Raw genomic sequence first — 19692 nt, 5'->3', positions numbered from 1 at the left:
GGAGGCACGGTCCCGGGAGGCACGGTCCCGGGAGGCACGGTCCCGGGAGGCACGGTCCCGGGAGGCACGGTCCCGGGAGGCACGGTCCCGGGAGGCACGGTCCCGGGAGGTGCGGCCCCGGAAGGTGCGGCCCCGGCAGACACGGTCCCGGGAGGTGTGGTGCCGGGGGGTGTGGTGCTGCCCGGGCCGTCGGCCGGGCTGGGCCCGCTCACCACAGCAGCCGGGTGGCGTACACGTCGCAGTCCACGCCGTGGCGGACGCGGCCGGCCAGTTCCGCCCAGACGGGTGCGCGCGGGTCGGGGACCGGTCCGGGCAGCGGCACGCCCAGCCGTCCGGCGATGCCCGACAGCGCGAGCAGCGCCCAGTGCGTACCGCCCAGAAACAGGCCGCGGCCGTCGTCGGCGGCCTCCCTGACACCGAGCACGGCGGCGGCCAGCCACAGCAGGGCCTGCCGGTCCGCCAGCGCCCGCGCCGCCGGAGCACCGGGGTCCGCGCCTGCCGTGCGGCACGGCCGGCGCAGCGCGCGCTGCTCGGTCAGCAGCCGCCGGGCCACCGCCCCCAGCGCGGCACGGTCCGCATCCGCACCGTCCGGACGGACGGCGCCGGCGCGCAGCAGACCCGACAGCACCACACTGTCCCCGCCCGGGCCGTCCCCGCCCGGCTCGTACCCGCCCGGCTCGTGCCCGTCCGGGGCGGAGCGGCCAGGCTCGTGCCCGTCCGGGATGTACCCCTCCCCCTGCTCCCCGACAGCGGCGGGCGTGGGGGTGGGCGGGTCGGCGAGCCGGAAGAGGGCGGGGGCCGGGCCGCGGTGCGGGGCGCGGGGCTCTTCGGCCGCCAGGGCCGGCAGGGCCCTGGCCAGACGGTCCTGCCAGTACGCGGCGCCCGCCGCGTCCACCCCGGCCAGGGGAAGGTCGCGGGTCAGTTTCGCAAGCATCCGGCCCCCGGCGCTGGCGGGTCCGTGGCCGCATTCGGCAAGAACCAGTCCCAGCTGCGCCAGTACGTCGGCCAGCACGGTCGGCACCACGTAGCCCGCCACCGCGCCCAACAGCCCCGCCCCCGCCCCCGGGCCGGCCGGGCGGCGCAGCGCCACACAGGCCAGGCTCTCGCAGGCCAGCAGGTCGGCGAAGGCAGCGGCGAGCACGGGCTGCCACTGCCGCAGGGCCGGCTCACCACCGCCGCGGCCGGCCACGGTGCGCGCGGCGTGGCGCAGCACACTGCCGGCGGCGGCCACCAGCGCCGCCGGGCCGAGCAGCACGGCCGGCACCGGGGAGGACTCCGCGACCTGCCCCCGGGCCCGTGCGGCAGGCGGCGTACCGGACCCGCCGGACATACCCGCGGCATGCCCCAGCGCCAGGTCCCGGCGCAGGAGCGGGCGCAGGACACGCACCCGCTGGTCGGCCGCGCGTACCTGCCCCAGACCGGCCGCCGTAAGGAGCGGGACCACCCGCCCGGCCCGGCCCTCCCCCGCACACCCGGCACACCCGGCACACCCGGCACACCCGGCACACCCGGCACACCCGGCAGAGGCGGCAGAGGTGGCAGAGGCGGCAGAGGCGGCGAGGGCGGGCAGGCCGTAGGGGTTGGCCGCGTCGCGGGGATCGCCCAGCAGCGCCTCCAGCCGCAGCGCGGCGAGCGCCACCTCGAGCGGCGGCGGCAGCGCGGCATACCGGTGCGCCAGCGCTCCCGGGACCGGCCCGGCCAGACGGACGGCACTCCCGCACCCGCCACTCCCCCCGCGCCCCGTCTCCCCCCGTACCGCCGGCCCAGACGGCCCAGACGGCCCAGACGGCGGGGACGGCACGGACGGCACGGACGGCGGGGCCGAGTCCGCCGGCCGGGCCGGCGGGACAGCAAGGGCAGAAACAGAAACCGGAGCAGGGGCGGGGGCGGGGGCGGGGGCGGGGGCGGGGGTGTTGGTGTTGGGCGCGGCGGGCTGGGTGACGGCCATGACCGGCCTCCTGTTCATCTGGTCATCGCAGACGGCGGACGGTGCTCTCGGCATGCCACTTGGCCAGGCCCAGCGTTTCGGTACTGGCGCGCGACAGCCAGGCACGGACATGGTCGCGGGCCTCCAGCAGGCCGGTGCCCGCACCGAGCACCGGGGTGACGGCTTCCTGCCGGAGCATCACCTGGTGGGCCGCGACGACCGTGACCCCGGACGGGTCCGGCAGCAGCGACCACTCGCCGCTGTGAGCGGCGATCAGCCCGGGCGTGAGCGTCTCCTTGTAGACGATCCGCCCGGCGTGCGGGAAACACAGCCGCACGGCCCGCGTGCTCACCGTCCGCCCGCCCGGCGCGGCACAGGTGTCCAGGGACGCCACCTGGATCCCCGGCACGTCCTCGCGCACACTGGCCCACTCCACGTGCGGGACCCGCTCGGGCCAGTCCTCGATCCGGTAGAGGAAGTCGTAGACCAGCTCCGCGGGGCCCTCGATCCGCACCCGGTCCTCGAACGACAGCAGCAGTTCGTCCAGCTGCTCCCACCGCTCGGCCGCTTGTTGTACCTGGGCGAGCCGGCGGTGCACGTCCGCCTCCGCCTCCCGGCGGGCACCGGCACCGTCCGCAGCCGCCGCCGGCAGCCCGCGCTCCTGGCGCAGGGCCAGCACACACGCCGTCTCGCCCGCCGGCCGCACACTCCACACACCCGAGGTCACACTGCCGGGCCAGGCAGCGTCCTCCTGCTCGAACACGACCGCCCGGGCATCGGGGTGCAGCACCCGCCGGGTGTGCCAGGAACCAACCCGGCCGCCCAGCACACCACCCGCACCGCCGGCGCCGGCCTCATCGGCCAGCTCCCACATCCGCAGCCGCTCCTGGACCCCGTCGAAGTCGAGACGCTCGACATGCACGACCGAGGGCAAGAACACCGGCCAGCGGGCGGCGTCGGCCAGCATCCCGTACACGACACCGGCCGGAGCAGCCACCCCCACCGAGTCCTCACAGGCGTGCACGCGCGACGACATGCCGGCCCCTCCTCCTCCAGGCACACCCCCCACCCTGCCCCCCACCACTCGAGCCCGCCTCGCGCCCGCCCGGACCCCCACCCCACCACCCCGCACACCCACCACCCCGCGCACCCACCACCCGGCACACCCACCGCCCGGCCGGCACCCCCGCAGCACCAGGGCCCGGCAGCACCGGGGCCCGGCACCCTGGGGCGGGGGCAGTACCGGGGCGGGGGCAGTACCGGGGCGGGGGCAGTACCGGCGGGTGCCGGCCGGGCGACTGCCCCAACACCGCCGTACGCCGCCCACCGCAGCCACCACGGCCCACACAACCGGGCACCAGCAGCACGCACCGCCCGCACACACGCCCAGCCCGCACCGCACGAGCAGCACGCACAACACGCACCGCACGAGCAGCACGCACAGCACGGGCAGCACGGGCCGTGGGGGCAGCACGGGCCGTGGGGGCAGCACGGGCCGTGGGGGCGGGGTGAGGCCCGGACAGGCAGCACGGGCGGGGTGAGGCCCGGACAGGCGGTGAGGCCCGGACAGGCGGTGAGGCCCGGACGGGCGGTGAGGCCCGGACGGGCGGTGGGGCCCGGACGCGGGCCGCACGGCCGCAAGCCCCCGCATACAGGGCGCGGGGGCGGGGGTGGGGGGCGGACCGGGTCCGGGGCATGCGCCGGGTCCCGGCGGAAGGAGCCGGGACCCGGGCGGGAGCGGGGCGAGAAGGGGTCAGCCGACCGGGGCGAGGCGTCCGGTCCCGGCGGGGCCACTCCCCGTGGAGCCCGGCCCGGCGGGATGGGGAACGGCGGCCGGTGAACCGTCCGGCCGGGCCATCAGGATGGAACGCTGCAGCTTGCTCAGCGCCGCCGACGGTTCCAGGCCCAGACTGCGCACCAGGGTGGCACGCAGCCGCTGGTAGGCGTCCAGGGCCTCCCCCCGGCGCCCCGAGCGGTACAGGGCCAGCATGTACTGCCCGCACAGGCTCTCGTGCGTGGGATAGCGGCTGACCAGCACGGTCAGCTCGGCAAGCAGCTCACGGTGGCGGCCCAGCCGCAGATCGGCCTCGATCCGCTGGTCCAGCGCGCACAGCCGGCTCTCCTCCAGCCGTTTGACCTGGGTGGCCAGGTGCATCCCGGCATGCACATCGGCCAGCGGCGGCCCGGACCACAGCCCGAGCGCGGCCCGCAGATGCCGGGCCGCCCCGGGGAAATCGGCGGCATCCATCGCCCGGTAGCCCAGCCCCGCCAGCCGCTCGAACTCCCGCACGTCACTGCCGCCCTCACCGCTCTTGAGGAGATAACCGCCCGGCACGGTCAGCAGCACGTCCTTGGCCGTACGGGCATCAGCCGCATCCGGCTGCAGCGCCGCGGTGATCAGCTCCCGCAGCTGCAGAATGTACGTCTGCAGCGTGGGCCGCGCACTACGCGGCGGCCTGCTGCCCCACAACTCCTCACTCAGCATGCCCACCGGCACCATCTGATCAGCCTGCAGGACCAGCAAGGCCAGCACCTGCCGCGGCTTGGGAGCGGTCGGAGTGATCGAAACGCCCTTCTCCCGCACAGCAAGAGTGCCGAGTATGTCGGTGTCCACGCCGTCTCCCCTGTCCATCCACTGCGGTCTGCCGAACCCCTCGGACCCCGTCAACCCCAGGCCCCCAAAACCTCCCAGCCCCAGGACCCGGAACCTCCCAGACCCCGGACCGCCAGGCCCGCACCGCCCCGGCCCGGCCCGAAACCACCGGCACCACCAGACCCCGATACCACCAGACCCCGGACAGCCAGGCCCCGATACCGCCAGACCCCGGACCGCCGGACCCCGATACCGCCAGGCCCCGGACTGCCAGAGCCCGGACCGCCGGACCCCGATACCGCCAGGCCCCGATGCCGCCGGAGCCCGGACCGCAGGACCCGCACGGCCCCGGCCCAAACCACCAGACCACCGGCACCACCGGACCCTCGACTGCCAGGCCCCGGACTACCGGACCCTCGACTGCCAGGTCCCGGACTACCGGGCCCCGATACTGCCGGGCCCTGGTCTGCCGGCGGGCCGGCGGGCCGGCGGGTGAGCCGCGCCCGCCGGCCGGGAGCCGCCCGACACACCGAGTAAAAAACAGCATGGACGGTATGTCAATCTCAAACCGGTCGTCTTGTTTTCTCTCCGCCGATGCTCGAGATCCCCTCGAGAGAATCCGACTTCTGGCGCATAAGCGCCCCGACCGGGCGGGATTCCGGCCGCTGCGGCCGTCCCGCCAGCGGTTTGACTTCCCCGTTGCCGGACCATGCGGTCTGTTTACCTGGAGGTGTGGTCGGTTCCGGCGGCCCGGGGACCGGGCAGGACCGGCAGCCGGCGCGAGGGAGCCGCAAGGCCGGGCAGCAGCAGGGCCCAGAACTGCTCCACCAGATGCGGGGAGGAGCGCACACGCTGACGGGAGGCGAGCCGGCCGAACCCGGCAACAGAGGCGACCACCGCCACCGCGGCCGCCTCCGGCGACACCCCCCGCGCCAGCTCCCCCGCCCCCTGCGCCTCACGCAGCAGCCCATGCACCCACTCACTCCACCACCGCCCCGGCCCCTCCGCACTCTTGCGCGAAGGATCACCGCCCAGCTCGAACCCGGCCCGCAGCACCGGATCCACAGCCAGCGCCGCCACCAGATCACCGCTGACATCCACCAGCAACTGCAGCCCGCCCCCGCCCCCCGCACCCTCCCGCACCGCCAGCCGCTGCACCGACACCGTCGCCGCCGCCTCCACCTCACGGGCCAGAAGATCCTTGCTCGGGAAATGGAAATGCAGCGCCCCGGTACTCACACCCGCCCGCCTGCTGATCACCGGCAGCGAAGCCAGCGCATACCCGTCCTCCGCGAACACCTCCGCCGCCGCACGCACCAGAGCCCGACGCGTCCGCACCGCCCGCACCTGCCTCACCATCCCACCCCTCCTCCCCACCCCCGCACCAGCCGCCACCACCCCGCACACACCGGAACCCCCCCACCCTACCAAACCGCATGCCCGGTATGTTTCCTCGTCCGTGCTCCACCCCAACCCATTCCTCCACCCCACCCGACCCCAGCCACCCACCCCCGGACCCCACACAAACCAAACACACCCCCCGCCACACCCCCGCCCCAGCACAAAAACACCCACACCACAGAAACCGGCACCCCCCACCCCCCAGCGGCCCGCACCACCAGCCCGCCACCCGCCCCACAGCCACACCCCGCCCCCCCACCCACACCACCAAGCCACCACCAGGCCCCCACCGCCAGGCCCCACCGCCAAGCCGCACCACCAGGCCACACCACCAAGCCACCACCAGGCCCCACCGCCGGGCCCCACCAGAAGCCACCCGCCCAGCCGCCCCGCCCGCCCCGCCACCAGAACCCGCACGGCCGACACCACAGGCCAGACCAGGCACAGCAGACACAAAAGACACACAACGCCAGAAGAGAACCGCCCCACAGGCCTGCCCCACGCTCAGCCACAGCACTCGACGCCCACTCGCACCCGACCAGAGCCCCCACCCCCACCCCGCCCCACACCCGGATCAGGGCCAGGGCCAGGGCCAGGCCCAGGGCCAGGGTCGGGGCCGGCCCGAGCCCCCACCCGCCACTACACACCCGGACCACGGCCGGACCCGGACATGGCGGGCACCGCAGACCGGGCTGCCCGGGCAGGCAAAGGAGGAAGGACAGACGGGGCCAGGATCCGAGGGCCGGGATCCGAGGGCCGGGGGCCGGGATCCGAGGGCCGGGGGCCGGGATCCGAGGGCCGGGGGCCGGGATCCGGGGGCCAGGATCCGAGGGCCAGGATCCGAGGGCCAGGATCCGAGGGCCGGGATCCGAGGGCCGGGGGCCAGGGGCCAGGATCCGGGCCACACCGGGACGAGACACACAAGGAACGGAAGAAGACACGCCAGGAGAACAGGAAACCGGACAGGAACGGGATCAGGCCCGTACGCCGACCCCGCCCAGACCCGCCGGCTCCCCCGCCTCCGCAGCCAGCCGCTCACCCTCCAACGCCACCTCCGCAGCCCGGGCCGGATCAATCACCAGCCGCCCCAGCACCGCAGGCACCGCCACACTCGGCAGCAAATGCTCAAACAACACACACACCCGCCGCTCCAGATCCTCCCGCCCCGCCAGCGTATGGGAATACACCTGCACCCCCGTCCACGCCGCCGAGAACACCCACGCACTCTCCGCCACATCCACCTGCGGCAGCAACTCCCCCTGCTCCTGCGCCTCCCGCAACACCCTCTCCGTCGCATCCAGCCACGTCCGGATCGTCCACGAACCGAAAACCGCCCCCATCTCCTGACCCAACGACAACCGCGCCGACGCACTCACCACCGGATTACGACGCATCCGATACGCCAACGCCAACCCCATATCCACCAACTCCTGCAACTTACTCACCCGCGGCGCCAGCACAAACCCCGCAAACTGCTCCCCCAACACCCCCTCCGCCAACGCCCGCTTCGACGGAAAATGAAAATACAAAGCCCCCTTCGTCACCCCCGCCCGCGCCAACACCTCACCAATCGTCGCCGCCTCATACCCACGCTCATCAAAAACCGACGCCGCCGCATCCAAAATCGCCCGCCGCGTACGCAACGCACGCTCCTGCCGCACCACAAACCCCTCCAAAGACCAACCCACAACCCACCACAACATGCTCCCTGCAACCACCCCAAACCAAACCAGCTAGTCCGTATATTCACAAGACCAAAACCCCCACCACACCCCAACACCAACGACCGGACGACCGGATTCAACCCCCACCGCCCCACCCCCTCCGCCACCCCGCAACGAGACTCCCGACCTCCGGGCCTGGCATGACTGCCTCCCCCGTTCACCATGACCCGGAGCATGCCCCTATCCCTTTGCCAAGGCGCGAACGGCTTGGCTAGAGCGGCCTGGTGCGGGTTCAGCCGCGGAAACGCCGGGTCCACAGACCTCCACCCAGACGTTCTTCATCAGCCCGGCGCTCCATGATCCACTGTTCATCGCGCTCGCGGCGCCCGCCCACCCCCAAGACGTCCGGCCGGCGAGCGAGGTGACGATGCTGGACACCTCCGCAAACTGGATTGGTAACTGGCAGTGGACGCATGATCACTTTGCGGGGCTGCTGCGTCCTGTCGGGCTGCTGCCCATCACCCTCTTCGGACTGTTCGTCGTCGCGTCACTGGTCCCCTTGCACCACACCACTGCCATGAAACAGAGGAAGCCCCAGGCGGTCATGCCGTCTCTGTGACGACTCGCGTGCCGCGAATCGTCAAGTGGCCAGGGCGGGTTGGGAGTCCCAGAAGGTGCCGCCGCGGAACATCGCGCAGAACACGCCGACCCTACGGCGTGCGAGACAAAGAAGGGCTTGGGTGCAGTGCTTGCTCTGGCCGATCTTCTTGTCGTAGTAGGTCCAGGAGGCCAGGTCGGACAAGGACGCCAACACGGACAGGAAGAAGGCCCGTTTGAGCTGTTTGTTTCCGCGGCGGGACGGCTGCTCACCGGGGATTGAGGACCCGTGGCTCATGGCGCTCCTGCACTGCCGTCAGGCCGTCGGTCACTCCAGGACCGGCGAGCGGACCCGAGCTGAACGCTCCCTCGTACGCGCCGACGCCGCGTACGACCGAGCCCAGGGGCAGCCCACCCATGCTGTCCTTCCTCACCCCGGCCGAGATCACCGGTCCCGCCGGTGCGGCACACCAGGCCCTCGGCCGTCACGCCCCCGCTCAGAAGGTCACCGCCCCCGCGCTGGCCCCACTGGAGCCGCGCTTCGAGCGGAACCGGGTCCACCACACGCCCAGCACGCGCTAGCCCTCCTCGATGGCGGGGAGGTCGAATACGCGGTGGCCGAGGCGGCACGGGCGGTCGTGATCGCCAAGCGGGTGCAGAGCGATCGCGTGCAGGACAAGCCCGCTGACCTGCGGCTTCAGATGCGTCAGCATACGAAGCGCGTTCCGGACACGGCGAACTTCCTGGAGCAGACACGACAGACGGGAGCATGACGTGGACGGGCTACGGCTGGAGCGACGCGACGGGACTCGAGGACATCCGTCCCCAGCTCCTCGACGTGTACGCCGAGGTGTACGCCGATCGGCTCGGCGAAGAGTTCCACAGCGATGCCCGGTTCGACGAGCGCCTGGGCTGGAACACGGAGGTTCCCGGCTTCGCCGCCGTCGTCGCCTACATGGACACGATCCCGGCCGGCTACGCGTACGGCTGCACCCTGTAGGAGGGCACCCGCTGGTGGCGCAGCCTGCGGACACTGTTCGCCGACGGCGCGACGCTAGAGACCAGGGCCCGCACGTTCGCCCTGTCGGAACTGATGGTCGTCGAGAAGGTCCGCAGTACCGGCACCGCTCACGAGATTCACGACGTGCTGCTGCGCGGCAGACCCGCGGAACGGGTTGCCCGTCCTGCCCCGGCCAACAGGGCTTCGTCCTGTCTTGGAGCCCCCTTTAGCACCCGGATGTGGGAGCCGTCGACGGCAGCCCGGGAGAAGTCCAGGACGTCAGCACCACGCAGTTCGGCGAGCAGAACCCGGTGCAGCCGTGGCCACACGTCGGCCTCAGTCGCGCCGCCGGGGTGGACGCGTTCTCGGTGCCGCTGGACGTGACCAGCGACCAGAGCGTCTCCGATGCCGGGGAACTGATCGAACGGCAGGCCGGGCGCCTGGACGTCCTGGTCAACAACGTCGGCATCTCGGGTTGTCTCCACAGGTCCCGCGTTCTTCGGGTCCTCGACGCGGATGACCTCGGCCACGGCCGGGCTGGCCGCGCCGAGGGCATCGGCCTGGGTGCGCACGGCCGCCGCCGGCCGCTTCCACGCAGACGCCCATGACCACCGGGCCGCGCTGGTCAGCCCCTGCGGCGGCGGGCGAACAGCACCGATCCGACGCCGAGCACGGCGAGGGCCCCGGCGGCCGCGGTGAGGGGGACGGTGGCGTTGGAGATGCCGGTCTCGGCCATCTCCCCGTCGGTGTCCGACGGCGCGGCGGGCGGAACGGACGTGGTGGCGGGCGGCGACGTCGGGGCGGCCGTTGCCGAGTTCGTCGGTGAGGGCGTCGAGGTCGGCGCGGTGGCGCTCGGTGTCGGCTTCGCGGTGGTGGGCCGCGGGGTCGGGCTGGTGGCTGTCCGCTGGATCCGGAAGGTGTCGTTGCCGTGGGCGATGCCCGCGCAGGCGACTTCCTTGCCGGTGTCCGGGAAGCGGTAGACGTCGGCGAAGGCGCCAGTGAAGGCGAACTCGGAGCCCCCGAGCGTCTTCGGCACGCCCTTGACGACGCGCACGCGCAGCTCGTACGTCCTCGTCTCGCCGGGCTTCAACGCAGGCGCGTCGATCCTGCCGGAGCCGTCCAGCGGCTGCCATCCGCCGTCCGCGGTCCGTGCCTCCACCTTCACGAAGTCGCTCATGTCGGCCAGCTCAGGGTCCTCGGTCTCGAGCCAGGGGTAGGCACTCGCCACGACCGCCGGCAGGTCCCGCTTGCCGACGTTCGTCACGGAGCCCCGGGCCGGCTGCCAGTCGCCGCCCGCCATCAGCACGGTGGCCGCCACGTCGACCGAGACCGTCACCTCGTCCTGCTCGTAGTCGCCGTAGGCAGTCGACACGTCGGTGCATTTGGGCAGGGACCCAGGGTCCTCCGCCGCCCGGGCCGCGGGCGAGCCGGCGAGCAGGGCGACGGAGGCCGCAGCCGCGATCACGGCCGGACGTAAATTCATGGAAAGGGTCCTCACGGTGCGGGTGGAAACATTGGGACGTTGCTTGCCGTACACGGTGAAGACATCCCACAAGTGCCCAGGGTTGTACGATCACCCCTCGGCGAGCAGCGGCCCCCAGGGGAACGGCGGATCCGGGATCTCCCGCCGCAGTACGGGGGCTACCTCGAACGGCGTTGCGGCCCTGACGCAGTGCAAGGCACGCACCGGCTCCGTGACCGTCCCCAGGGGGTACGTAGAGGTACTGAAGTGGCTGTGACGTCGTTCAGCGGGGTCTGGCGCAAGTTCCATGAACCGATGACGCGTTGTAGTTGTTGATCTTCCTTCGGGTGGTCAGGAAGTCGCCTCGACACTGCAACGCTCCGAGGCCCTCCACCAGGCCCGCGCCGAGGGCACCTTCACGGCCGTCCACGAAGCCTTCTGGGCTGCGGTCAAGAAGGCACTCGGAGATATCGACCCGGAGCCGTTGAATCTGGACCTGGCCCAGGTCACGCCCCTGACGCCGCGCCGTCTCGCCCGTGCTTTGCCCGCCGATCAGCGCCCCCTGCCCCGTCTGGAGCAGTGGGACGAGCTGTCGCAGCTTCGCCGGAAGGACTCAGCATGACCACTGCCCATCACGCGCTGACCGCAGAGGCATCCGACGCGGCGATCGACACTGCCTGCCGCCTGCTGCGGCTACCGACCATGCGAGCCCAGGCCGCCGACACGATCGCCCGAGCCGACGAGAGGGCCTCCAACGAGGCTTTCACCGGCTGGAGTCGCACCTTCACCGATCCCCGACTTTGCGCGGCGATCGTGGACCGGCTCACCTTCAACGCCACCCTCATCGAGACCGGCACCGAGTCATACACCCGGCCCCGACATGACCGGACCGCGCTCCGCACAGCCGCCACAACTCGGTGAGGGCACGTCCGGGCGGTCACTGGATGCGGATCTCGGCCAGCTTGCAGGCAGTACTCGGTGGTCTCGCCGGGGGTCGGGGCGGGGGCACCGAGCTTGGTGGCTTGCAGCCGGGTTGGCCTGCCCCGTCGCTGTGCCGACAGTTGAAAAACTGTCCCTTGATTGAGAGGTAGGCAGGTGGGACTACTTGAAGGTGGAAAGACGCTTGTGGCCCAGCCTTCCACTGGCCGAGCTGCTCCTGTTCCAGGTGCTCACCGCCAGGCTGTGGACCCACCCTCGGTCCGTGCGGCTGCCCACAGCGCGATCTGCGTGCGTGAGCGCAGGCCCAGCTTGTCGCGGATCTTGTCCAGGTGCGTGGCGACCGTGTGGATCGAAAGGCCGAGCCGGTCCGCGATCTGCCGGTTGGTCAGCCCTTCGGCGACGAGTTCGGCCACCGTGGACTCCCTTACGGTGAGCCGGAGCCGCTCGTCGGTGGCGCGGCCATCGCGCCTCGTTCGGTCCTCGCCGCTCCCTGCGCCGAGCGCGTACGCGACCAGCCGCTCTCCGCGCAGCCCATGGGCACCGGCGACGGCAGCCTCCTGCGCCGCTGCCGACAGCCGTGTCCGGGCACGCGCCGCCGCCTGTTCCATCCTGTGCCGCCAGGGGGCCTCGGGCTCGGTGTCCAGGCGGCGCCGCGCCTGCACGCTCGCCTCGTACAGCCGCAACGCACGCTGCATGTCGCCGCTCTCCGCGGCCACGAGGGCCAGGCCCTCCACGGGGTACAGGGCATGGAAACTGGCCCCTGGAGCGATCCGCAGCACCTCGGCGAACAAGGTCTCCGCGCTGCGCAGACGCCCCAAGGCCAGCCGCACGGCCCCCGCGGTGTGCAGCGCGGCCGCGGTCCGAGGCCATGGCGCTTGCTGCCTCAGCACGGGTAGACACCGTGACATCAGTTCGTCGGCCTCCAGCTCCCCGCCGGCCTGAAGCAGCGCCCAGGCCAGGTGATGGGTGCACCAAGCAGTGTCCTGTGGCCTGCTGGGGGAAGCGACGACCTCCAGGCACTCCCTCAGATCCGCGACGGCCTCGGCGAACTCACCGCGGCACAGTCGCGCCGCCGCCCGGGCGTCCAGGGCGTTGGCCAGTCCGGCGACGTCTCGACGCATCCGCTCGCTCTGCACCGCCCGCTCTCCCAGGCGCAGTGCCTCGTCCAGATCGGCCTGCTGGCAGGCCACGCGTGCGGCGAGCGCCGGCACCTGCCCACCCAGCGCCCGGCCCCCGGCTCCCCGCAGTAGTCCGGTGAGCAGCGCACGGGCGGCCGACGGCTGCTCCTGCTGGTAGTGCACACGCGCCAGCTCCAGTGTCAGCCGCACCAGTACGGCATCGCCGTGGCCGGCGCTGCAGGCCAGTACCGAGACGAGATTGTCCCGTTCCGCCGCGAGCGGGCTGCCGGCCTGGTCGGCGAAAACCTCCCCGCGGCCCCGCCCGGCCAGCTCGGTCAGCCACGCGAGCGCCCGGCGCAGGGTGGCGTGCAGCTCGCCGGATGCACGCAGACGGTCCAGGGCGCAGACACGGATGGCACTCAACTGCCTGAAGCGTGTGGGCGACGTCTCTCCCGGCAGACGCACGACGAGCGACTTCGCTTCCAGGGCGCACAGGATGCGGAAAACCTGCCGCCGGTCAATGCCGTCACCGGCGCAGACTGTTTGCGCAGCGGTCGCGTCGAACCCGCCGACCAGGACCGAAAGGCGCCGGAAGACCGCCTGCTCGGCCGGATCCAGCAGCCGATGGCTCCAGTCGACCGCTGCGGCGAGCCCGCTGTGGCGTGCGGGTCCGGTTCTGCTTCCCCCGGTCAGAAGGTCCAGCTGGGAGAACTGGTCGTCCAGCCCTGCCAGGATGTCGCTCAGCGCGAGCGCACCGACGTGGCGGGCCGCAAGTTCGACGGCGAGCGCCAGGCCGTCCAGGCGCCGGCAGATCTCGGCCACCAGGTGGCCGTTGCCGCGATGGAGCGTGAACCCCGGGGAGTTGCTCGCGGCGCGGTCGACGAAGAGCCGTACGGCATCGGACTGCATGAGGGCCGTCGCATCGTCTCCGGCGTCGGCCGGCGGCAGGGACAGCGCGCCGACCCGGAACACGGTCTCTCCGGGCACCCTCAGGGCCTCCCGGCTGGTGGCCAGGATATGCAGACGAGGGCAGCGGCCCAGCAGGGTCGCCACCAGCCGGGCACACGGCTCGGCCAGATGCTCACAGTTGTCCAGAATCAGCACCCGGGAGGCGTCACCGATCGCCCGGACCAGCACGTCGACGCCGGTCCGGCCCGCTCGTTCGCCCACCCCCAGCGCGGCGGCCAGGGACTGCGCCGCCAGCGCGCTGTCTTGGAGTGAAGCGAGTTCCACGAGGTCGACTCGTGCGAAGCGCTTCGGTAATCCCTTGGCGAACTCCAGCGCCAGCCGGGTCTTGCCCACACCGCCCGCACCGGTCAGCGTGAGGAGGCGCGAGCTCCTCAGGAGGGTACGCAGGCCCGACAGCTCGTGCTGCCGACCGACGAAGGAGTCGAGCGCCGGCGCCAGGACGCTCCCACCGGCCGTCGAGACCGCAGGCGTGACACGCGAAGCCGCCCGTCGCCGAAGCGCCCGCTGCCGGCAGGCGCTGGAGCAGTATCGAGCCGGCCGACCCCCGTGCGGCCTCACGATCAGCGTCGCACCGCACACATCACACGTTCGACTCCGGCTCATCCCCGATTCCTGGCCGCACCGCCCTGGAACGAAACCATCGCCTTCAGCCATGTGTCTCTATGAAGACTGCGCCGGTCGGCTTCAGGAGCAGTGCGGCCGCAGTCGCGCGTGCGATGGCCGACACCGTGGGAGGGCCGGCCACTGCAGGCATCCAGTTGCGTCAGGGTGTGGCGGCGGGGTCGATGCCGAGTACGACGGTGCCGGTCACTCCCTTGCCGAGGTCGCTGCCTGCCTGGGTGAGGGTCAGCAGGGTCGAGGACCCCCCGTTGCGGTAGATGCCGTCCCGCGCGTTGAGCGTGCGGGTGGCCGTGTTGTTCCGGTACGGGGACAGGGCGGCGATCCTGGTGTTGTACGCCTCCGGGAAGTAGAGCTGGCCCGTATGGGACACGTGGCCGCCGTGGTACGTCCCGTTGGACACGGTGCCTCCCACATGCGTCTTGACGTGGATGTGGAGGGCCCGGCCGACGTACCAGCCGGGGTAGACGGTCGTGAACTCCGCAACACCGGCGGAGTCGGTCAGCTGCACGCCGCGCAGGAAGGTGGTGTCCGGGGTGGAACCGCCAGCGACATAACCGGAGTAGACCCCGAGGGCGTCACTGTGCCAGATGTCGACCGCCGTCTGGGGCAGCGGGGCGCAGGTGGCTGCGTCGACCACCGTCACGCGGAGGGTCAGCGGAACACCCGCCTTCCCCTCCGTGATGTCCTTGCGGACCGTCTCCAGGTCCAGGTAGTACGGCCCCTCGGTCTGCTCGGGCGTGAGGACGCAGGCGGCAGCCGGCCGGGCCGCGGCCTGGTGCTCGGTGGCGGCGGTCGCCTGCGTGGCGGCGAGACCCAGCGCGGCCACGCCGAGGGTGGCGCCGCCCAAGGTGGCTATGACGGACCTGCGGGTGGCACCTGCGGGTACGTCCGACGTCTCGAGGCCGCGCTGCGGTTCCGCGGTGTTGTGGTGGGGGGTGTCAGTCATGGCGTGAGCATGGCGCCTGTGACGGCCCACGGGATCGCACGGACGACCCACGAGGCAACCGCGTTACGAAACCCTCCATCGGTGCCGCGTGCGCGCCGTACATGGCCGCCGCGCCCATGACCGTCCGGATCAGCAGGACGAGCGTCTGACGTCGTCCTGAGCCATGCGCGGGCGGCGATGCTCCAACAGGCGCAGCAGGTCAGGTCGTTCACTCCCCACCGCGACGAGGGTACGGGGTCAGAGCTCGATGAGGGGCGACTGGACGTGCAACCGCGCGAACCATCACATCGTCGCGACCAGGTTGCGCTGCGTCGCCCTGATCGTTGCGCGTGCGGGCGTCTGCCTCGGGTGGTCAGATGGACCGGTCCGCCCACCCTTGCGGTGGGCTCGGTCATTGCAGCCTTGCGGCCGGTGCAAAGGCGTGGGGTTTGGCACGCTTTGCATCGTGACGTGAGGTCGATGGCATGCTCGATGACGAGCACGTGACGGGCGACGGTGCGCACCTGGGCGGGTTCTGTTCCGGCAGCCGGCGAGGTCGCTCCGCGGGTGCGCTTGGACAGCAGGTGGTTCAACCTGCTGTGGCTGCTCCCGATCGGCTTCCTGGGGTCACCGAACACGCCGCACTCACCGAGACCCTCAACAACTGCCCCGACCAGCCCATTGCCGTCAGCCTCGCCCGCTGACCCCCGCACCTCCCTCCGCGGCCGCTCCGGCAGCCGACGACAGGCCGTCCGCGGCCGGAGGTTCCTCGTCCCAGGCCCGCGCCAGGCTGTGCACGACGCCGGACTCGCGGGCGAAGCGGTTGGCCTCCGCGGCGGAGCCGGTCATCCTGTGCAGCCACAACCCGTACGCCACCGACGCGATTTGCTCCTGCGTCAGATGCAGCCGTCACCGCTTGATCCCGTGATCGCACGAGGCCGCCCCGACCTGCTCCGCCAGCCCGTCGGCCGGCGGCACCCGGAGCCGGCCGGTGAGGCCGACGAACACGCGCAGCGCCGCCATCTGCGACGGAATCAGCTCCACCGGCTGCCGGTCCGGCCCCTTTCCACTAGGTGGAGGCTCGGCCCGGGGGCGGCAGCAGCCGTAGGTGAGGGTGTCGTGGCCGTACAGCGTCAAGCAGGCCGCCCACCGCACGGGCCGACCCTCCAGCACCCAAAGCTCCGCCCGGTCCTCCCGCCCGGCAAGCTCCACCAAGCCCTGGCTCTCCAGCGCGTTCACCTGTAGCTGGTGCGCCGGGAGGAGCTCCGTGTCCGGCGCCCAGCCGTGCCCGGCCGCCTGACCGCGCTCGCACAGCGCCTCCAGCACCGACAGTGACCTCTCCCAACCCCTCATCCCACTCCCCCCCCGCGTTGTGTGCCGTGCCCGTCCGCGTGCGCCGACCATAGAGGCCTACGACGGCCCGTGCTGTTCGAAGACGGGAAGGGGCAGCCCTTCGTGGGAATCCGCTGGCGGAATGCTGCCGGGGTGGCGGAAGGGACGCCCGCGACCCCGGCAGCCTTTGTTCCCTGCCGGGGCGGCGACCCGCCAACCTGTCGCCGAACCGGCCTGCCGCGGCAAAACCCCCTGGCCAAGGCGCCACCCCTAGGGTCCCGTGTCCTCCTGCGAGATGACGGCCCGTACCTCCTGCGGGCGACAGCACGTCCTCCACTGAGGGGACGTCAGCTACGACGCTGCGTTCTAGCGTCGCCGCCATGACCACAATCCGTCGCACTGCCGTTGCTGCAGTGCTCACACTCGTCCTGCCACTGTCCGCGGTCGCAGCGGGTACGGCATTGGCCGCACCCGTATCCGAACACTCCGCCGCCGCGGCCTCGGACCCTTACGGACTCCATCCGGAGCTCCCCCGCCCAACCGGTCCACACGCGATCGGCCGAGAAATCCTGCACCTCGTCGACACGCACCGTCAGGACCCCTGGGTGCCGTCGGTGGGACCGCGACAGCTGATGGTGTCGATGTACTACCCGGCCCAGCCCGGGACGGGCCGACCAGCTCCGTACATGACCGTCGAGGCAGCCCGGGACATGATCCAGTTGAAGCTGCCGGGTACCACCATCCCGGCCGAGGCGGTCAGCGGGACCCGCACCTGGGCGCGCTCCGACGCGCACCCGGAGCACGGCCGCTTCCCGCTGGTGATGCTCTCGCCCGGTTTCACCATGCCACGCACCGAGCTCACCAGCCTCGCCGAGGACCTGGCCAGCCGCGGATACGTCGTCGCGCTCGTCGACCACACCTACGAGAATTCCGGCACCACCTTCCCCGACGGGCAGACGCTCACTTGCGCCATCTGCGACACGCTCCCCACCGGCGGTCCCGGGGTCATAGCGGAGAGCCGGGCGAAAGACATCTCCTTCGTGATCGACCAGCTGACCAGCCGCCACCACCCTGCCTGGCAGTACGCCCGCATGATCGACGCCAGGCGGATCGGAATGGCCGGGCACTCCCTCGGCGGCGACGCGGCCGTCACCACCATGGCAGCGGACAAAAGGGTGCGAGCCGGGGTGAATCTCGACGGCACCATGTTCGCGCCGGTCCCCACCACCGGCCTCGGCGGTCGCCCCTTCCTGCTGGTCAGCCATGACCAGGGCGGCGGGGAGGATCCCACCTGGACGAGCGGCTGGGCGAACCTGGACGGCTGGAAGCGCTGGCTGACCGTCTCCGGTTCCAACCACGCCAGCTTCACCGATGTGCCGGTCCTCTCCGAGGCGCTGGGTATTCCCGAGCCCCCCGGTACGACGATCTCCGCCCAGCGGTCGGTGCAGCTCACCCGCACCTACGTCGGGGCGTTCTTCGACCTGCACCTGCGCGGCATCCCCGAGCCGGTCCTGGACGGGCCCTCTGCGGCAAACCCTGAGGTCAGCTTCCACCCCTGACGGACCCGCACGCACCGACGCAGCTGACGCTCCGTATTGGCCAGACTGGGCAACCGTTCGGTTCGCCGGGTTGATGGTCGTGGCGGTTGGATGTGCGATGACGTCCGATCCGACCGCTGGAGATGCGGTGGCCGAGCCCGTCCGCGTGCGCAGACTGACCGACCAGGAGGGGCAGCGGCTGCAGCAGATCGTGCGCCTGGGCAGCACGAGTTCGGCGCACTACCGGCGGTCGATACAGCCGCACCCGCGGACCGTTCCTCACCCTTGAGGGGCCGGCCGGCACGCTCCGCTCGCACCTGGTGCTGTGCTCAGGGGGTGAGGTCCAGGACCCGGACCGGTTCGCCGGCCCACCGGTGCGGGCCGTGGTGGCGATGACCGCGCCGTCGGGGCGGTCCGGGGTGGGCTGCGCGGAGTACTGACTGTGCGCCGCGGCCCACGTCTCCTGCCGCGCGAGAGCCAGGGCGGCGGCCAGGTCCAACTCCAGGACGGTGATGCCGTCCGGGCGCTGCCGACATGACCGCACCTGCGCCGGAACACCGGAGTCTCTGCTCAGCCCTCAGCGCGGGAGCTGGCTCGACGGCCTCGCAGACGCTCAGCCGGGAGTCGCTGCGGGCGAGGATGTCTCGAAGAGCGAGGCCAGGCGGGCGCACCGCTCGGTGAGCAGGTCGGCGATGGCCGTGGCGCGCCGGGCGGTCCAGCGGTCGGAGGGGCCGGAGATGGCGACCGAGGCTACCGCTTGCAGAGATGTGGTCAGGACGGGTACGGCGATCCCCAGCAGGCCCGGATGGTTGGCCGCCTGCGACAGGGCGTAGCCGTTGGTGCGCACCGAGGCGAGGGCGCGCTCGACTTCTTCGGCGTGCGCCGCCTCGCCCGCTCGCCGCATGATCGCGATGATCTCAGGGTCAGGGAGGAACGCAAGGATGGCCTGGCCGCTGGCGCCGCGGTACAGGGGGGTGGCCGAGCCGATCCTGGCGGCCCTGCGCAGTTCGTAGTCACTCTCGGCGCCGAGAACCAACACTGCCTCATCGCCCGCACGCAGGTGCAGAGTGGCCGTCTCACCAGACAGGTCGGCCAGGGACCGCAGCATCGGGCGGGCCCCGGCGAACACGTCGGCGCGCGGCATCACTTCGGCCGCAAGCCCCATCAGGCGGGCTCCGACGCGGTAGCCGCCGGCGTCAGCCCGGGTCACGTACTCCTCTTCCTGCAGGACACGTAGCAACCGGTAAGCGGTGGACTTGCTCAGCCCGACCGTGTCAGCCAGGTCCTGCAGGGCGGCCGGTGAACTCGCGGCGGCCACCGCTTCCAGCAGGCGCAGGGCCCGCCTGGCCGTGTCGCCACCTTCGGTCCGTGCCGCTGTCATGCCGCCACCCTGTCGCCCTGTTCCACAATCCATATCTTCAGATCCAGTATCTAAAACTAGGGCCTCGGTCCCTCCCGGACAAGAGGTCCTCACGAGTCCACTTGTGTGTGTCGTATCTCCTTGACGCGGCTTTACGCGCCTGTCACTCTCTGCCCCCGCCGTGAAGACCAGGTTGCAAATAGTGGAACTGGATGGTGCAATGACTGACATTCCCGGCACAACGCG

General features: G+C 72.0%; 19 protein-coding genes and 3 pseudogenes. 8 read left to right on the top strand and 14 right to left on the bottom strand.

Features of this window, described 5'->3' with window-relative positions; all coding sequences use genetic code 11:
• Positions 1–208 precede the first annotated feature (208 nt).
• The 5 genes from ACFVWD_RS12390 to ACFVWD_RS12370 form a co-directional block, all read right to left on the bottom strand.
• Positions 209–1639 carry a hypothetical protein gene (locus ACFVWD_RS12390; protein WP_389595556.1) on the bottom strand — a complete coding sequence of 477 codons (1431 nt, stop codon included), beginning with the start codon at positions 1637–1639 and terminating at the stop codon, positions 209–211.
• A 331-nt stretch (positions 1640–1970) separates the two neighbouring features.
• The gene (locus ACFVWD_RS12385) at positions 1971–2963 is read right to left on the bottom strand and encodes an SRPBCC family protein (protein ID WP_389595554.1); all 993 of its coding nucleotides are present in this window, start codon (positions 2961–2963) and stop codon (positions 1971–1973) included.
• Positions 2964–3680: 717 nt separating this feature from the next.
• Positions 3681–4541: a BTAD domain-containing putative transcriptional regulator gene (locus ACFVWD_RS12380; RefSeq protein ID WP_389595553.1), complete on the bottom strand. Its 861-nt coding sequence runs from the start codon at positions 4539–4541 to the stop codon at positions 3681–3683.
• Positions 4542–5240: 699 nt separating this feature from the next.
• Positions 5241–5879 carry a ScbR family autoregulator-binding transcription factor gene (locus tag ACFVWD_RS12375; RefSeq protein WP_389595551.1) on the bottom strand — a complete coding sequence of 213 codons (639 nt, stop codon included), beginning with the start codon at positions 5877–5879 and terminating at the stop codon, positions 5241–5243.
• A gap of 1016 nt (positions 5880–6895) precedes the next feature.
• Positions 6896–7585, bottom strand: a complete 690-nt coding sequence (locus ACFVWD_RS12370) for a ScbR family autoregulator-binding transcription factor (RefSeq protein ID WP_389595550.1) — start codon at positions 7583–7585, stop codon at positions 6896–6898.
• 427 nt (positions 7586–8012) lie between these two features.
• Here ACFVWD_RS12370 and ACFVWD_RS12365 point away from each other — a divergent pair, with 427 nt between their 5' ends.
• Positions 8013–8204 (top strand): hypothetical protein, encoded by a 192-nt coding sequence (locus ACFVWD_RS12365; RefSeq protein WP_389595548.1) that lies wholly within the window; start codon positions 8013–8015, stop codon positions 8202–8204.
• 21 nt (positions 8205–8225) lie between these two features.
• On the opposite strand, the gene ACFVWD_RS12360 is transcribed toward ACFVWD_RS12365, so the two are convergent.
• Both ACFVWD_RS12360 and ACFVWD_RS12355 read right to left on the bottom strand, forming a co-directional pair.
• Positions 8226–8480, bottom strand: a complete 255-nt coding sequence (locus tag ACFVWD_RS12360) for a hypothetical protein (RefSeq protein WP_389595546.1) — start codon at positions 8478–8480, stop codon at positions 8226–8228.
• A complete protein-coding gene (locus tag ACFVWD_RS12355; protein WP_389595545.1) occupies positions 8452–8601 on the bottom strand; it encodes a hypothetical protein in 150 nt (49 codons plus the stop codon). Before ACFVWD_RS12355 ends, ACFVWD_RS12360 begins: the two co-directional genes overlap by 29 nt.
• On the opposite strand from ACFVWD_RS12355, the gene ACFVWD_RS12350 reads away from it, so the two are divergent.
• From ACFVWD_RS12350 to ACFVWD_RS12335, 4 genes and pseudogenes are all read left to right on the top strand, one after another.
• Complete coding sequence (locus ACFVWD_RS12350; RefSeq protein WP_389595543.1) at positions 8600–8764, top strand: hypothetical protein; 165 nt, start codon at positions 8600–8602, stop codon at positions 8762–8764. The genes ACFVWD_RS12355 and ACFVWD_RS12350 overlap by 2 nt on opposite strands.
• Before the next feature lie 32 nt (positions 8765–8796).
• A complete protein-coding gene (locus ACFVWD_RS12345) occupies positions 8797–8955 on the top strand; it encodes a hypothetical protein (RefSeq protein WP_389595541.1) in 159 nt (52 codons plus the stop codon).
• Positions 8952–9182, top strand: coding sequence for a hypothetical protein (locus ACFVWD_RS12340; protein WP_389595539.1), 231 nt, complete (start codon positions 8952–8954; stop codon positions 9180–9182). Before ACFVWD_RS12345 ends, ACFVWD_RS12340 begins: the two co-directional genes overlap by 4 nt.
• A 341-nt stretch (positions 9183–9523) precedes the next feature.
• Positions 9524–9658: pseudogene (locus tag ACFVWD_RS12335) on the top strand (SDR family NAD(P)-dependent oxidoreductase); the annotation flags it as partial.
• 149 nt (positions 9659–9807) lie between these two features.
• Here ACFVWD_RS12335 and ACFVWD_RS12330 read toward each other — a convergent pair.
• Complete coding sequence (locus tag ACFVWD_RS12330) at positions 9808–10665, bottom strand: hypothetical protein (RefSeq protein WP_389595537.1); 858 nt, start codon at positions 10663–10665, stop codon at positions 9808–9810.
• Positions 10666–11391: 726 nt separating this feature from the next.
• Here ACFVWD_RS12330 and ACFVWD_RS12325 point away from each other — a divergent pair.
• Positions 11392–11565: pseudogene (locus tag ACFVWD_RS12325) on the top strand (ATP-binding protein); the annotation flags it as partial.
• Between the two features lie 248 nt (positions 11566–11813).
• Here the strand turns inward: ACFVWD_RS12325 and ACFVWD_RS12320 are convergent.
• Positions 11814–14273 carry an ATP-binding protein gene (locus tag ACFVWD_RS12320; protein WP_389595535.1) on the bottom strand — a complete coding sequence of 820 codons (2460 nt, stop codon included), beginning with the start codon at positions 14271–14273 and terminating at the stop codon, positions 11814–11816.
• Between the two features lie 160 nt (positions 14274–14433).
• Positions 14434–15237, bottom strand: a complete 804-nt coding sequence (locus ACFVWD_RS12315) for an intradiol ring-cleavage dioxygenase (protein ID WP_389595534.1) — start codon at positions 15235–15237, stop codon at positions 14434–14436.
• 464 nt (positions 15238–15701) lie between these two features.
• Between ACFVWD_RS12315 and ACFVWD_RS12310 the strand changes: the two genes are divergently transcribed.
• On the top strand, positions 15702–15920 hold the full coding sequence (locus ACFVWD_RS12310) for a hypothetical protein (RefSeq protein ID WP_389595532.1): 219 nt from the start codon (positions 15702–15704) through the stop codon (positions 15918–15920).
• On the opposite strand, the gene ACFVWD_RS12305 is transcribed toward ACFVWD_RS12310, so the two are convergent.
• Both ACFVWD_RS12305 and ACFVWD_RS12300 read right to left on the bottom strand, forming a co-directional pair.
• Positions 15904–16116, bottom strand: coding sequence for a DUF6417 family protein (locus ACFVWD_RS12305; RefSeq protein WP_389595653.1), 213 nt, complete (start codon positions 16114–16116; stop codon positions 15904–15906). The two genes, ACFVWD_RS12310 and ACFVWD_RS12305, sit on opposite strands and share 17 nt — an antisense overlap.
• 9 nt (positions 16117–16125) lie before the next feature.
• Positions 16126–16569, bottom strand: coding sequence for a hypothetical protein (locus tag ACFVWD_RS12300; protein WP_389595530.1), 444 nt, complete (start codon positions 16567–16569; stop codon positions 16126–16128).
• 359 nt (positions 16570–16928) lie between these two features.
• On the opposite strand from ACFVWD_RS12300, the gene ACFVWD_RS12295 reads away from it, so the two are divergent.
• The gene (locus tag ACFVWD_RS12295; protein WP_389595528.1) at positions 16929–18107 is read left to right on the top strand and encodes an alpha/beta hydrolase family protein; all 1179 of its coding nucleotides are present in this window, start codon (positions 16929–16931) and stop codon (positions 18105–18107) included.
• A 308-nt stretch (positions 18108–18415) separates the two neighbouring features.
• Here the strand turns inward: ACFVWD_RS12295 and ACFVWD_RS12290 are convergent.
• Both ACFVWD_RS12290 and ACFVWD_RS12285 read right to left on the bottom strand, forming a co-directional pair.
• Positions 18416–18603: pseudogene (locus ACFVWD_RS12290) on the bottom strand (hypothetical protein); the annotation flags it as partial.
• A 96-nt stretch (positions 18604–18699) separates the two neighbouring features.
• Positions 18700–19467 (bottom strand): IclR family transcriptional regulator, encoded by a 768-nt coding sequence (locus ACFVWD_RS12285; protein WP_389595526.1) that lies wholly within the window; start codon positions 19465–19467, stop codon positions 18700–18702.
• Positions 19468–19692: the final 225 nt, after the last annotated feature.

This window comes from Streptomyces sp. NPDC058086 (assembly GCF_042885015.1).
GTDB lineage: Bacteria > Actinomycetota > Actinomycetes > Streptomycetales > Streptomycetaceae > Streptomyces.
Note: the sequence above shows the minus strand (reverse complement) of the source record. Positions and strands in the feature narration are given on the sequence as shown.